This window comes from Streptococcus hyointestinalis, from assembly GCF_041225505.1.
GTDB classification, from domain to species: domain Bacteria; phylum Bacillota; class Bacilli; order Lactobacillales; family Streptococcaceae; genus Streptococcus; species Streptococcus hyointestinalis_B.
The window spans coordinates 1-14,370 of sequence record NZ_JBCLSK010000041.1 but is presented as its reverse complement, the minus strand read 5'-3'; the positions used below and the strand labels follow the sequence as shown (position 1 = coordinate 14,370).

Below are 14,370 nucleotides of genomic sequence, written 5' to 3'. Positions count from 1 at the left end.
GTGGTGATTACAATTATATCTCTCTGAGGTGTTTTTTCATACTTTTAAGTGGCTAACTTCATTTTAGAACTTTTATTTACAACTCGGTAACAAGTTCTCCTTCGGAATACAGAGATGTGTATTCTAAAAAATTCTACCACATACATCCTTTAAAAATCTATTGACAAGTTTCTTAAATAAAGGTATAGTAATATTAACTATTAGACATTTTACACCGTGAGGTGAGGAGGACGAAATGCCAAGAGTAGCAGTGATTGTAAAGAGCAAGGGATATTGCTTTAGTTTCTAGATAGACGTTTGTAGCTATGAGGTACAGACGTTATGAGTTTGTATCTATGAAGCTAAAGCCTTTTGTGATGATTAGCCGATTAGATAAAAGTCTTCTAACTGGCTGTCACTGCTATGTAAACATAGGCATTAACCAGCTAGTTTATCTATCTAGCTGGTTTTTTGATAGCATTTTAGAAAAGGAGAAATGATGAAACGTTTCCTAAAGGGATTGTTAGCGCTTAGTGCTGCTGTGTTAGTGCTTAGTGCCTGTTCGAGCACGTCAGAGAGTGAAAAAACAGCTGACAAGGACGCCAAGCATATCGGTATCTTGCAGTATGTAGAGCACCCGTCTTTGACGGCTTCTAGAAAGGGCTTTATTGATGAGCTGAAAAAAGAGGGCTATGTGAATGGCAAAAACATCGTGATTGACTATAAAAACGCCCAAGGTGATCAGTCTAATCTTCAGTCTATCTCTGAAAAGCTGATTCGAAAAAATGATCTTGTGCTAGGGATTGCCACAACGGCTGCGCAGTCGCTAGCGAGTCTGTCAACGGATGTGCCAATTCTCTTTACCGATGTGACGGATCCTGTGTCCGCTAGTCTTGTCAAAAGCATGAAGCACCCTGGTGGTATCGCTACAGGAACCAGTGATATGGCGCCGATTGCCAAGCAAGTGGAATTTCTCAAAGAGGTGTTGCCAAATGTCAAGAAGGTCGGTATCATGTACACCACGAGCGAGCGCAACTCCGAGGTGCAGGTCAATCAAGCTAAAAAGCTCTTTAAAAAAGCAGGTATCGAAACAGTGGTCAAGGGGATTTCATCCACCAACGACGTGCAAGATACGGCAAAGAGCCTCATGTCTAAGAGCGATGCGCTCTTTATTCCGACAGATAACACCATTGTTAGCTCCATCAATCTCGTGACAGAGCTGTCTAAGGAAATGAAGGTACCTGTCATCGGAGGTTCTGCGGACGTGGTGGAGCAGGGGGTCTTGTTCACCTACGGAGCAGACTATGAGAGCCTTGGACGTCAGACCGCCAAGATGGCGATTCAGATTTTAAAAGGGAAAAAGTCAGCAGATATACCGGCTGAATACCCTAAAGCTGTCAAGGTCGTGGTCAACAAGAAAATGGCAAAACTCTTGAGCGTTGACGTGAGTCACATTACAGAATAAAAGTAGAGGATGTTTATGTTAGATATTGTATTATCAGGGATTTCTCAAGGGCTGTTGTGGTCCATTATGGCAATCGGGGTGTTCATCACCTTTCGTATTTTAGATATTGCAGACTTGTCTGCTGAGGGAGCTTTTCCGATGGGAGCTGCGGTTTGTGCATTGTGTATCATGCACGACATCAATCCTATCTTAGCGACTTTCTGTGGTATGCTTGGCGGGATGTTGGCTGGTTTTGTCTCAGGTATCATGCACACCAAGATGAAAATTCCAGCTCTTCTGACAGGGATTATCACACTGACAGGACTTTATTCGGTCAATCTCCTTATCCTAGGCAGCTCAAACGTCTATCTGTCGACACATGAGACGATTGTGACCATGTTTGCAAAGCTTGGCTTGGATAGAACCAGCTCTGTTCTATTGATTGGTAGTGTCTTTGTCGTTTTAGTGATTTTGATTTTGTACCTTTTCTTAAATACTCAGCTGGGTCTTGCGCTCCGTGCGACGGGAGACAATGTCGCTATGGGACAGGCTAACGGTATCAAAGTCGACCGTATGAAGATTTTAGGTTACATGATTGGAAATGGGCTTATCGCACTCTCAGGAGCGCTCTTAGCGCAAAACAACGGCTATGCTGACCTCAACATGGGGGTTGGTACTATCGTTATCGGCTTAGCTTCAATCATCCTTGCTGAGGTCATTATCAAGCACTTGCCGCTTGGTAAACGCCTGTGGTCATTGGTGCTTGGCTCTGTCATCTACCGCTTGATTATCGTCTTTATCCTAACGACCGACATCGAAGCGCAGATGATTAAGCTGGTGTCAGCGATTCTTCTGGCCGTTATTCTCTACATCCCAGAGTTGCGCAACAAATTGGGCGTGCGCCCCTCAAAAACATTAACGAAAGAAGGTGACTAGTTATGGCTTTACTGGAACTTGCTGGTATTCATAAGACCTTTGAAAAAGGCACTGTCAATGAAAATCATGTCCTTCGAGGGCTTGATTTGACCATCAATGAAGGAGACTTTATCTCCGTTATCGGAGGAAATGGCGCTGGAAAATCAACGCTTTTAAACAGTATTGCAGGACTTGTTACCATTGATGAGGGCGATATTAGACTCGAGGGCAAGTCTATCCGAAAAGACTCTGTTGAAAAACGTGCCAAAGCGATTAGCCGTGTTTTCCAAGACCCTCGCATGGGAACAGCGACCAATCTCACCATCGAAGAAAACATGGCGATTGCCTTTCGTCGTGGGAAAAAGCGCAGCTTCTTTAAAAATGCTGTCACAGATAAGGAGCGTGAGCTCTTTAAGAGCGTGCTGAGTGAGCTTGGCTTGGGCTTAGAAAACCGCCTCAAAACCGACGCTGCCTTTCTCTCAGGGGGGCAACGTCAAGCCTTGACGCTGTCTATGGCGACCCTTGTCCGACCAAAAGTGCTCCTTTTAGACGAGCACACTGCTGCCCTAGACCCTAAGACCAGCGAGATGGTTATGCAGTTGACCAATAAAATCGTCAAAGAGCAAAAACTCACCAGTCTCATGATTACTCACAACATGGAGCATGCCATCACCTATGGTAATCGTCTGGTCATGCTCTATCACGGCAAAATCGTTGTGGACATCTCTGGCGAGGAGAAAAAGAACCTAACCGTTGCACAGTTGATGGAACTCTTCCACAAAAATAGCGGACAAGAGCTAACAGACGACGCTCTTGTGCTCGGTTAAAGTTGAGCTTAGCTCAACTTTTTTTGTGTGGTGAAGAGAACAGAAAGGAAAGCCAATCCTGTAAACAAGAGCCAAGTCAGCTTTTCTGAAAAAGGTGTGATGAAGCTAAAGATGACAACACCTAGTGGAGCTGATAAGGTAAAGAGTAAGGTCAGAAAACTGCTCACACGAGCGAGGACTTGGCTTGGTAATTGGCTTAACAGCAGCGCATTGAGCTTGGGGTTGACCTTTCCAGATAAAAAGCAAGTTATAAAGAGAAACAATAAACTAAAAATGGCTGGTAGAGAAAAGAGTTGACTAAGCCCTGTCAGAAGCAGCATAACTCCCGCAAGGTTGACTAAAGTTTTAAGTGAGCGTTTGGCGAAATAATCTCGTGTTGACAGACTTCCTACTAAAAGCCCACCAATCATAGCGACCTCAACCATCAAAACGCCTTGACTGTAGCTAAGCCCTAACAAGGGTTTCTTGAGTAAGATGATATTGTAAATAGATGTCATAGCGCTAGCGAGCATATTGATCAGCATAATGCTAAGCAGTAGCGGGATAAAATGGACGCTTTCCTGCTCTTGAAAAATCGTTTTGACTTGCAAAAACAAGTCTTTTGCCTGCTTTGGTGATGAGCTTATCTCTTCTTTTAGCGCAGTGTGCTGGTAGGTTAAGTCCTGTTTTATAGGAAATAGCACTAGTGACGCTAGGATAAAGGATAGTGCGTTGATAAAGGCGATAAAAGCAAACTGTTGATTGGCAATCGTTAGTAACCAAATGCCTAGTGTTTGACCTAAAAGGTTACAGATATAGATGGCAAATTGACTGCTAGCATAGGTGCTAACCAGGTCCTCTTTAGCGACTTGTTTCTGTAAAATCGGCAAACGTAAGCCATTAGCATAGTCACTCAAGCAATCGCTGATGATATTGACTAAGCAAACAATGGTAAAGACTAAAAGACTTGGCTTGTTAATGATAAAGCCAACAAGTGTGAAAAGACTAGATTGGACAAAGCCGCACGTTATCAGCCAGCGCCCTTTTTGCTTGGTTTTGTCGGCTCTTGTCCCAACCAAAAGGCTAAATAAAGTGGGTATCATCATGGTGATATTGGCGATACTGACGATGATTTGCGACTTAAAGCAAGTAGCAGCATAAACGACAAAAACGATATTGTAGAGAGAAGCTCCGAGGTTATCTAAGATACGTGACAATAGCAAATGACGGTAGACTTTATTTTTGATGATGAGATGCATGGCAAGCTCTCCTTTCTATTTGCCTTTATTATAGACGAGGGGAGGACGCTTGCTAAAAAAGTTGCATATGTTCAAAAAAACACCACTTCTTTTTGAAATGGTATCAGTTATCTGCCTGTAGTAAGAGGTCTAGTGACCTTTGATAGTAGCTCGCAGCCTTTTGGCAATCAAGAGTTTCAAGTATCGAAATAGCTTTTTGCATTTGCCTTGTACCATTTACTTTATCCCCTTTTTTATAAGTCAACAAGCCCTGGGCAAAAAGGTAGACAATCCGAAAGTAGGCTTCTTTTTCATGATAAAAGTGCTTCTTTATCTGCTGGTCAAAGTAAGTGGCATTGTCAAAATCCTCCTCGTCATAGAGAGTAGAAAGCCATTAAGGAGCATAGTGTGGATGATGGCACGATTTTCTGGAAGATCGCCAAGAGTATCTGTTTTACGCAAGATTTCTCGTGTATATTTGCTAAAGAGCTCAACACTAAGCAGGGGCGTGCTGATGGCAAATAGCTCTAGCTCGTATCTTCCCCAAATCTCTGTCTCAAACAGATAGTCATGCAAAAAACGACTTTCTTTCTCGGTCATAGTGACGCTATCATCTAGTGCTTTGAGATGTGCCTTGATGACGAGAGCATTGACAGCGTGTTCACGAGAAGACAAAGCAGCTTCCCTCTCATAAAGGGCTCTTAAGCCAGCGACATCCATCTGTGTTTCAAGGTTGAAAATGGCTTCTAACAATGCAGCAAAAGCAGATGGTGTAAAGCCATGAGCTAAGTACAAAAATTCATTGACATCTGTATGGATATGCTCAAGTGCAGTGAGAAACTTACCTGCTGAAAGGTCATTTTGCCTAGATTCGAACCTAGATAACATGGAGGGTGAAAAATCGTCTTTGCAGGCTTCCTGGAGGGTGATATGACGTGATGTCCGTAGTTGTTTGAAAGTAGCTCCTAAATCCATAAAGAGTCCTTGTGAGGTCGGTTCCTTTATTATAATATATTTCCCGCTAGATATGGTATAATAAAAAACGAAAAGAAAAAGGTTTGGCTAAATTATATCGGAAGAGTTGAGAAAACTTAAAATGGCAAAGCGAAAAATCTACTTTTATGTCGAGGTTGAAGAGCTCAATGGTACTCATCGTATTTTGCAGTTGCCAAGAGATTTGCAACTGCCAATGCGCCAATATTTTCACGCCAACCGTGGAGCTTGGCAAGAGCTTTTGCGAGGCGGTCTCATCAATATTGCGACAGAGCCCTACACCGCAGAAAATGACTTTCAGCCAACGATTCGTTTGACCAAGATTTGCAAATTTTTCTACAGTAGAGAGGAGCAGGACGAGCGAAGTCGTGGGCAATTTCTAATTCAATCTAACTGGCAAACTCCAGGTATCAAGCATTTCTGGGAAAGTGCCAAATTCATCCAACACGACTACCCTATCAAAAACAAGGTTCTCCTTACCCTAGACTATTACCGTTGGCGTAGACGCCACAGAAAATATAAGAATAGAAGAAAAAACTAGTCTCATTAGGAGACTAGTTTTTTACCATTCATGTCGTTAGCTCAAAAAAAGAAAAAAGCCTTTAAAACAAGGCTTTCAAAGCATTTTACATGCCCCCTACAGGGCTCGAACCTGTGACCCATGGATTAAGAGTCCACTGCTCTACCAACTGAGCTAAGGAGGCTGGGTGCTGTATTGGCACCGTGATTCACGTTTTGTATTGAACCCGCACAGAATAAGCAGGTGGGCAACTCGCTCTAACTTCAGTTGCTTCCGTGTGAGACGGCTTGCATACTGTTAGAAGACTTATGTTTCCCGAAAATACAAAAAATAGTCGGTCAACACTCGATGTGAATTCGTATGCCACAGCAGATTTCTATGTTTCTATAATACCACTTTCTCAGAAAATTTCAAGTGCTAAATCTTATTTTTTGGAAAACGATTGCTAAAAAGTGGCGTTGCCCTTTTCATTCTGTGATAAATGGTCGATACGCTCTTTGTTGGCAGCGAGAGCTCGCTCGTATTTTCCCGTGTGGTTAGGGTCAAAGTAGTTTTTGCCTTGCAACTTATCTGGCAGATATTGCTGAGCTCCCCATTTTTCAGGATAATTATGCGGATACTTGTAGTTTTGAGCATTGCCAAGGTCTTTGCTACCAGCATAGTGTCCATCTCGTAAGTGCCTTGGAATAGGCAGAGCACCGCTTTGGTGCAAATCAGCGATAGCCTTGTCCATGGCTAGATAAGCCGAATTTGATTTTGGCGATAAGGCAAGGTCGATAACGACATTACTAATCAAAATACGAGCTTCTGGAAAACCAATAGACTTTGCAGCTTCAAGTGCGGTCACAGTGTGGACTTGAGCGTCTGGGTTGGCAAGTCCGATATCCTCATAAGCGATGACAATCAAGCGCCTAGCCAGACTGGGCAAATCTCCTGCCTCAATGAGACGTGCAGCGTAGTGGAGACTAGCATTGACGTCGCTACCACGGATGGACTTTTGTAGAGCAGACAGCACATCGTAGTGCCCATCCCCGTCCTTGTCCATGGTAATATAGCTGCGCTGCAAGCTGTTTTCAACGGTGTCAAGAGTGATGTGGCGAGTGCCGTCCTTATCTTCCTTAGTCGACATGACCGCAAGGTCAAGAGAATTGAGCGCTGAGCGCAGGTCTCCGTTGGTAGCTGTTGCGATAAAGTCAAGCGCATCCTCATCCAGTTTAACATCAAAGTCAAAGCCACGCTCCTTGTCAGACAGGGCTATTTTGAGCGCTGTTTTGACCTCTTCAACGGTCAATGGCTCTAGCTCAAAAATCTGTAAACGGCTACGAATAGCGGGTGTAACAGAGAAAAAAGGATTTTCAGTGGTCGCTCCAATCATGATGATATTGCCATTCTCAAGGAGTGGCAACAAAAAGTCCTGCTTGGTCTTGTCAAGTCTATGAATCTCATCAAGCAGCAGCACCAATCCCCCAGAAAATTTGGCTTCCTCAGCGATTTCCTGCAGGCGTTTTTTATTGTCCGTCGTAGCGTTAAAGGTTCTAAAGGCATAATCGCTGGTTCCTGCGATAGCAGAGGCGATAGAGGTTTTGCCAATCCCTGGCGGACCATAGAGAATCATGGAACTCAGGCGATTAGCTTCAATCATTCGGCGGATAATCTTCCCCTCCCCAACCAAGTGCTGTTGCCCAATCACCTGATCAATCGTGCGAGGTCTCATCCGCAGTGCAAGATTATTTGGCATACGTTATTGTCCTTTGCGTTTGTAAAAGTCACTAAAGACCTTTCTATATTCTATTATAACAAAAACTGTGGTAGAATTAGAGTTAAGAACGAAGGAATTGAGGACAACAATGGCTAAATATGGCTTTTTATCAGTGTTAGAAGAAGAGTTGGACAAGGGATTTTCTTACGATTATGAGCTGAATTGGGATAAGCGCAACCACGCAGTGGAGTTGAGTTTTATCCTTGATGCGGCGAATGCCGAGAAGATTGCGACCATGACCGCTGATGGCGAGGTTTTGGATGGCGATATTGCTCTAGAGGAGTTTGTTATCTTTTATGACCCGAGCAAGTCTCGCTTTGAGGCGTCGGATTATCTGGTGGCTCTTCCTTTTTTGCCTAAAAAAGGCTATTCTAGGGAATTTTTGGCTTACTTTGCGGCATTTTTACAAGAAACAGCTGACCAAGGGCTGGATGGCATTTTAGATTTTCTAGAGGATGAGAGTCAGGAAGAATTTACTATGACATGGGCTGAAGCGGCTTTTGAAGAGGGCAAGAAAGCTCTCGTTGAGACCGACTTTTATCCTTACCCGAGATATTAGAAATGGAGGACGACAGAGATGGAAACATGGCAAGAAGTGACGATTAGGGTAAACCGTGAGGCAGAAGAAGTAGTCTCAAATCTCTTGATTGAGCTAGGGAGTCAAGGGGTCGCTATCGCTGATAGCGCAGACTATGTGGGGCAAGAAGACCGCTACGGCGAGATTTTCCCAGAAGTGGAGCAAAATGAAACCATTGCTATCACGACTTACTACCCAGATACCCTCGACTTAGCAGAAGTCACCTCTGCACTCAAAGAGCGCTTAGCTGAGCTTGAGGGCATGGGGCTCTTAGCAAGTCCTGCTAAGCTCAGCAGCCAGACCTTGGACGAGGAGGACTGGGCGGAGAATTGGAAGAAATATTATGAGTCGACTCGTATCACACACGATTTGACCATTGTGCCGAGCTGGACAGACTATGAGCCGACTGCAGGTGAGAAGGTGATTCACCTTGACCCTGGTATGGCATTTGGGACAGGGACGCACCCGACGACCAAGATGAGTCTTTTTGCCTTATCACAGGTTCTTCGTGGTGGTGAGACGGTGCTTGATGTGGGGACGGGCTCTGGCGTGCTCTCTATCGCTAGTTCTCTTCTAGGCGCCAAGGAGATTTACGCCTATGACCTTGATGAGGTCGCTGTGCGTGTTGCGCAAGAAAATATCGACCTTAACAGCAATACAGACAATATCCATGTCTCAGCAAACGACCTTTTACAGGGCATTACACAAGAGGCAGATGTCATTGTTGCTAATATCCTAGCTGATATTTTGGTCAATCTTGTGGAGGACGCTTATCGTTTGGTCAAAGATGAAGGGTATTTGATTATGTCAGGGATTATCGCTGATAAGCTGGACATGGTTGTAGTGGCAACGCAAGAAGCTGGCTTTTTCCTTGAAACCCACCTCATCCAAGGCGAGTGGAATGCGCTTGTCTTTAAAAAAACAGACGACATCTCTGGCGTTATCGGAGGGTAGCATGCAGCAGTATTTTATCAAGCAGAAGCTAGAAAATCCCATCACCATTACAGATAAGGAAACGCTCAAGCACATGTTTTCAGTCATGCGTCTTAGCACAGATGAAGAGGTCGTTTTGGTCTTTGAGGATGGTATCAAGCGCTTGGCTAGGGTGGTGGACAGCGAGTTACATCAGTTTGATCTGGTCGAGGATCTAGCTGAAAATAGCGAGCTGCCTGTTGAAGTCACCATCGCTATGGGCTTTCCAAAAGGTGATAAGCTGGATTTGGTCGCTCAAAAGGGGACTGAGCTTGGTATGGCAAATCTCTGGGCATATCCAGCAGACTGGTCGGTGGTCAAATGGGACAAGAAAAAACTCACAAAACGTCAGGAAAAGCTTGAGAAAATTGTCCAAGGAGCCGCTGAGCAGAGCAAACGCAATCACCTTCCCAGCGTGCAATTCTTTGCAACTAAGGACAATTTCATGCAAGAACTTGCACAATTTGACCTTATTTTGGTGGCTTATGAGGAGTCTGCAAAGACAGGAGAGCACTCGGCATTTGCGAACGCTCTCCAACAATTAGAAGCAAATAGTAAGGTTCTTTTGATTTTTGGTCCAGAAGGTGGTATTTCTCCTGATGAGATAGCAGCTTACCAAAAAGCAGGTGGTTTGCTAGTTGGCTTAGGACCTCGTATCCTGCGTACGGAAACGGCTCCGCTGTATGCTCTATCTGCTATCAGCTACGCTTTAGAACTCAATCGTTAATGTTTATTTAGCCCTTAAAAAGGGCTTTTTTTGATGTTATGAAATCTATTACAAGTCAAAAAATTTAAAAAATAACAATTTTTTACCTCGAAAAGGTTTACAAATTACAAAAATGTGGTAAAATAGTATCAAGAAATGCAAACGGTTGCACAACAATAAACTAGACGCAACCCGAAAAGGAGTTATATTATGAAACAGTTGTTCAAAAATTTGACCAGCTTTGAATTCTGGCAAAAATTTGGTAAAGCCTTAATGGTTGTTATCGCCGTTATGCCAGCGGCTGGTTTGATGGTTAGTATCGGTAACTCACTACCGCTTATCAATGCTAACTCACAAATTCTTGCAACAGTTGGTAACATCATTGCCCAAATCGGTTGGGGGATTATCAACAACTTGCACATCTTATTTGCACTAGCTATCGGTGGTAGCTGGGCAAAAGAGCGCTCAGGTGGTGCTTTTGCCGCAGGTATTGCCTTTATCTTGATTAACTTGATTACAGGTCACTTCTACGGTGTTAGCGTTGACCAAATCGCTTCAGGTAAAGGTACTGTCCACAATGTCTTTGGTGGTGCAATGCACATCTCAGACTACTTCATCAACGTGCTTGGTCAGCCAGCGCTTAACATGGGTGTCTTTGTTGGTATCATCTCTGGTTTTGTTGGTGCGACAGCTTACAACAAATACTACAACTTCCGTAAACTTCCAGACGCTCTCTCATTCTTCAATGGGAAACGTTTCGTTCCATTCGTTGTTATCCTACGTTCTACAATCGTAGCGCTTGTTCTTGCTATTGTTTGGCCACTTATCCAAGCTGGTATCAACGGCTTTGGTATGTGGATTGCAAGCTCACAAGACACAGCACCATTCTTGGCACCATTCCTATATGGTACGCTAGAGCGTTTGCTTCTTCCATTTGGATTGCACCACATGTTGACAATCCCAATGAACTATACGCAGTTGGGTGGTACCTACACTGTCCTAACAGGAGCTGCTAAAGGGACACAAGTGCTCGGTCAGGACCCATTGTGGCTTGCTTGGGTAACTGACCTTATCAACCTTAAAGGTTCAGGAAACACTGCAGCTTACAACGATCTTTTAAATACTGTCACTCCAGCTCGTTTCAAAGTCGGTCAAATGATCGGTGCTTCTGGTATCCTTATGGGACTTACCCTTGCTATGTACCGCAATGTTGATGACGACAAAAAACGTAAATACAAATCTATGTTCCTCTCTGCTGCGGTAGCAACATTCTTGACAGGGGTAACTGAACCTATCGAGTATATGTTCATGTTTGCAGCACTTCCACTTTATCTTGTTTACGCTGTTGTTCAAGGTTGTGCCTTTGCTATGGCGGATCTCGTTCACTTGCGTGTTCACTCATTTGGTAATATCGAGTTCTTGACTCGTGTGCCAATGGCGATTAAAGCCGGTTTGTTAGGAGATGTGTTGAACTTCATTTGGGTAACAGTCCTCTTTGGTGTTATCATGTACTTCATCTCTAACTTCATGATTAAGAAATTCAACCTTGCAACATCAGGACGTAACGGTAACTACGACGATTCTGACGTTACAACTGACACTGCAACTGCTGGTGTTGACGTTCCTGTTAACTCACAAGTTGTCACTATTATCAACCTTCTTGGTGGAAAAGGAAACATCGCTGATGTTGACGCATGTATGACACGTCTTCGTGTAACGGTTAATGATGTTGAAAAAGTCGGTAGCGAGGACGCATGGAAACGTGCAGGAGCTATGGGACTTATCATTAAAGGTTCAGGTGTCCAAGCGGTTTATGGACCAAAAGCTGACGTTTTGAAATCTGATATCCAAGACCTTCTTGACTCAGGTGTTGACATCCCAACTGTTGACCTTGAAAAGGTTGAGGACAAGTCTCCTGAAGCTAGCCAATTCAAAGGTGTGAAAGATACTGTTGTCTCTGTAGCAGGTGGTGAGGTTATCCCTATCACAGCTGTCAAAGACCCAGTCTTCTCACAAAAAATGATGGGTGATGGTTTTGCTGTTGAGCCTGAAAACGGTAATGTCTACGCACCAGTTTCTGGTCTTGTCACTAGCGTCTTCCCAACAAAACATGCCCTTGGCTTACTCACAGACAATGGTCTTGAAGTGCTTGTGCACGTTGGTCTTGATACTGTTGCGCTAAATGGTGCGCCATTCTCTGCTAAAGTATCAGACGGACAACGTGTTGAAGCAGGTGACTTGCTCCTTGTAGCTGACCTTGACGCTATCAAAGCAGCAGGACGTGAAACAACAATCATCGTTGCCTTTACAAACACTGCTGAAATTAAGAGCGTGACACTCGAAAAAGAAGGTAAACAAGCAGCGAAAACACCAGTCGCAACCGTTGAACTTTAATCTATCAAGTTTATAACTAAGTCGAGTCTGGAGCAGTTTGTTCTAGGCTCTTCTTTCTATTTTTAAGTGACGATAGACCTCTAATGGTGTAGAATAAAAGGTAAATAAATTAGCGAGGACATGACATGACAAAAGTTCTAACTCTCAATACGCATTCTTGGATGGAAGACAATCCCCTAGATAAACTAGCAAAGCTGACAGATGATATCCTAGCAAACGACTATGACCTCATTTGCTTACAAGAAATCAATCAAGAAATGACCAGTCAAGTCGCAACGAAAGTGCCTAACTATCAAGGACTTGATAGCTCACCCGCTATTCATGTGGACAACTACGCTTTACTGCTCGTTTTAGCGCTGTTAGACAAGGGAAAAACCTACTATTGGTCTTGGGCTTATAATCACATCGGCTATGACAAGTACCACGAAGGTGTTGCGATTTTGTCTAAAGAGCCGATTGAAGCCTTTGACATTTTGGTATCGGATGTGGATAAGGAGACGGACTACCATACCCGCAGAGCCTTGGCAGTCAAGACTGAGCTTAATCAAAAGTCTGTTTTAGCTGTCAGCGTTCACCTATCATGGTGGGACAAGGGCTTCCAAGGCGAGTGGGCAAAATTAGAAGAGACCTTACTATCTAAGGACCTGCCTGTTATCATCATGGGAGACTTTAACAACCCTTACGGCTACGAAGGGTATCAGATGATACTTGATAGTAAGCTTGGTTTGAAAGATAGCCATGCCATAGCCAAAAAAACCTCAGGCAGTCATACTATCGAAGCCAACATTGATGGCTGGGAAGGCAATGAACACGACCTGAAAGTAGACTATATCTTTACCAACTTAGATGTCTCTATCAAAAGCTCGCAAGTCGTCTTTGATGGAGAAAACTCTCCAATTCTTAGTGACCATTTTGGTGTTAGCGCCAGCTGGTAGAAGGAGCTCAATATGAAATGTTTGACCTTGAATGCTCACTCGTTTAGGGAAAATCTCCCTCTAAAGCGTTTGTTTGACTTAGCAGAGCACATCCTAGAGGTGGACTACAACATTATCTGCCTACAGGAGATTAACCAACGTCTTGAAACGGCTGTTGCTAGTGACTTGGAGAACTTTACAGCGCTGTCTGACTTTCCAAAGGTGCATGAGGACAACTACGCTTTGTACTTGGTCAATTACCTCAAAAAACACGGCAGGACTTACTACTGGTCTTGGGTCTATAATCATATCAGTTATGATGAGTATAATGAAGGGGTTGCCATTTTATCAAAGACACCTTTTGAAGTGCAGGATTTGCTCGTCTCAAACCGAGACGATGAGTACGACTACAACACCAGACGTGTGTTGATTGCTACAACGACTATCGAAAACAAGACTATCACCTTTGTCAATGTCCACTTGTCCCAAGAAGGTACAGGCTTTGAGGAAGAGTGGCACCGCCTAGAAAAAGCCCTAGCTCAAAAGCCAAAGCCCTATATTCTCTTAGGCAATTTCAATGCAGCCACGCACAGTAAGGGCTACCAGCTCGTCATCAACAGTCCTCTGCATTTGCAAGACTGCCACGCCATCGCAGCTGACAGCAGAGGAGACTTTACAGTGCTTGAGACGCTGAGTGATGGCAATGAGCGTGAGCTCATGATGGATCATGTCTTTGTCAGCCGTGACGTCACGGTCAATACTTCCTACGTATCCTTTGATGGCGGTCACTCGCCGATTGTGAGTGACCACTACGGGCTTGCGGTTGATATTAGTTTAGAAGATTAAAAACCAGACCTCGTCTGGTTTTTATGAGTTTATCATGAAAAAAGCGCTAGCGGGGCTGTTTTAATGGGAAAAATATGCTATAATGAAAAGAAATATTTCTTTTATTTGGTTTACCTTGGCTATTTGATTCAAGTGATGAGCAGGTCAAGGCTAAGCGTAATCGTATCATTGCGGATGAGTACAAAAAACGCTACAAAGATAAAAAATAAAGCAAAGTCCTAGTTTGAACGGCTCCCTGTCAAGTAGACAGTGAAATAATAAAATGCTTAAGCAACCTGATTCCTGAATTCAAAAGGAGTCAGGTTGC

Annotated in this window: 12 protein-coding genes, 1 tRNA gene, 1 other RNA gene and 1 pseudogene; 10 read left to right on the top strand and 5 right to left on the bottom strand. The window is 43.8% G+C overall.

Features of this window, described 5'->3' with window-relative positions:
* Nucleotides 1–478: 478 nt before the first annotated feature.
* From AALA56_RS08675 to AALA56_RS08665, 3 genes are read left to right on the top strand one after another with little or no spacing between them, the layout of a single operon-like run.
* Nucleotides 479–1,444, top strand: coding sequence for an ABC transporter substrate-binding protein (locus AALA56_RS08675; RefSeq protein ID WP_369909653.1), 966 nt, complete (start codon nt 479–481; stop codon nt 1,442–1,444).
* Between the two features lie 15 nt (nt 1,445–1,459).
* Entirely contained in the window at nt 1,460–2,359 is a 900-nt protein-coding gene (locus tag AALA56_RS08670) for an ABC transporter permease (protein ID WP_369909652.1), read from the top strand.
* Nucleotides 2,360–2,361: 2 nt separating this feature from the next.
* On the top strand, nt 2,362–3,165 hold the full coding sequence (locus AALA56_RS08665; protein ID WP_164683926.1) for an ABC transporter ATP-binding protein: 804 nt from the start codon (nt 2,362–2,364) through the stop codon (nt 3,163–3,165).
* An 8-nt stretch (nt 3,166–3,173) separates the two neighbouring features.
* Here AALA56_RS08665 and AALA56_RS08660 read toward each other — a convergent pair whose 3' ends face one another.
* Both AALA56_RS08660 and AALA56_RS08655 read right to left on the bottom strand, forming a co-directional pair.
* Nucleotides 3,174–4,403, bottom strand: coding sequence for an MFS transporter (locus AALA56_RS08660; protein WP_369909651.1), 1,230 nt, complete (start codon nt 4,401–4,403; stop codon nt 3,174–3,176).
* A gap of 103 nt (nt 4,404–4,506) precedes the next feature.
* A pseudogene (locus tag AALA56_RS08655) lies at nt 4,507–5,270 on the bottom strand (Rgg/GadR/MutR family transcriptional regulator).
* Nucleotides 5,271–5,478: 208 nt separating this feature from the next.
* Here AALA56_RS08655 and AALA56_RS08650 point away from each other — a divergent pair.
* Nucleotides 5,479–5,916 carry a DUF7679 family protein gene (locus AALA56_RS08650; protein ID WP_164683924.1) on the top strand — a complete coding sequence of 146 codons (438 nt, stop codon included), beginning with the start codon at nt 5,479–5,481 and terminating at the stop codon, nt 5,914–5,916.
* A 90-nt stretch (nt 5,917–6,006) separates the two neighbouring features.
* Here AALA56_RS08650 and AALA56_RS08645 read toward each other — a convergent pair.
* The 3 genes from AALA56_RS08645 to AALA56_RS08635 all read right to left on the bottom strand — a co-directional run bounded on the left by AALA56_RS08645 (nt 6,007) and on the right by AALA56_RS08635 (nt 7,633).
* Nucleotides 6,007–6,079 (bottom strand) — tRNA-Lys (locus AALA56_RS08645).
* Nucleotides 6,079–6,270, bottom strand: a non-coding RNA gene (ssrS, locus tag AALA56_RS08640) — 6S RNA. The genes AALA56_RS08645 and ssrS overlap by 1 nt, the downstream gene beginning before the upstream one ends.
* A 70-nt stretch (nt 6,271–6,340) precedes the next feature.
* Nucleotides 6,341–7,633: a replication-associated recombination protein A gene (locus AALA56_RS08635; protein ID WP_369909650.1), complete on the bottom strand. Its 1,293-nt coding sequence runs from the start codon at nt 7,631–7,633 to the stop codon at nt 6,341–6,343.
* 109 nt (nt 7,634–7,742) lie between these two features.
* On the opposite strand from AALA56_RS08635, the gene AALA56_RS08630 reads away from it, so the two are divergent.
* The 6 genes from AALA56_RS08630 to AALA56_RS08605 all read left to right on the top strand — a co-directional run bounded on the left by AALA56_RS08630 (nt 7,743) and on the right by AALA56_RS08605 (nt 14,063).
* Nucleotides 7,743–8,213: a DUF3013 family protein gene (locus tag AALA56_RS08630; RefSeq protein ID WP_369909649.1), complete on the top strand. Its 471-nt coding sequence runs from the start codon at nt 7,743–7,745 to the stop codon at nt 8,211–8,213.
* 18 nt (nt 8,214–8,231) lie between these two features.
* A complete protein-coding gene (gene prmA / locus AALA56_RS08625; protein WP_369909648.1) occupies nt 8,232–9,185 on the top strand; it encodes a 50S ribosomal protein L11 methyltransferase in 954 nt (317 codons plus the stop codon).
* A 1-nt stretch (nt 9,186) separates the two neighbouring features.
* Nucleotides 9,187–9,930 (top strand): 16S rRNA (uracil(1498)-N(3))-methyltransferase, encoded by a 744-nt coding sequence (locus tag AALA56_RS08620; protein ID WP_369909647.1) that lies wholly within the window; start codon nt 9,187–9,189, stop codon nt 9,928–9,930.
* A gap of 189 nt (nt 9,931–10,119) precedes the next feature.
* Nucleotides 10,120–12,303: a PTS transporter subunit IIBC gene (locus AALA56_RS08615; RefSeq protein WP_369909646.1), complete on the top strand. Its 2,184-nt coding sequence runs from the start codon at nt 10,120–10,122 to the stop codon at nt 12,301–12,303.
* A 125-nt stretch (nt 12,304–12,428) separates the two neighbouring features.
* Nucleotides 12,429–13,238 (top strand): endonuclease/exonuclease/phosphatase family protein, encoded by an 810-nt coding sequence (locus tag AALA56_RS08610; protein ID WP_369909645.1) that lies wholly within the window; start codon nt 12,429–12,431, stop codon nt 13,236–13,238.
* A 12-nt stretch (nt 13,239–13,250) separates the two neighbouring features.
* Nucleotides 13,251–14,063, top strand: coding sequence for an endonuclease/exonuclease/phosphatase family protein (locus tag AALA56_RS08605; RefSeq protein WP_369909644.1), 813 nt, complete (start codon nt 13,251–13,253; stop codon nt 14,061–14,063).
* Nucleotides 14,064–14,370 lie beyond the last annotated feature (307 nt).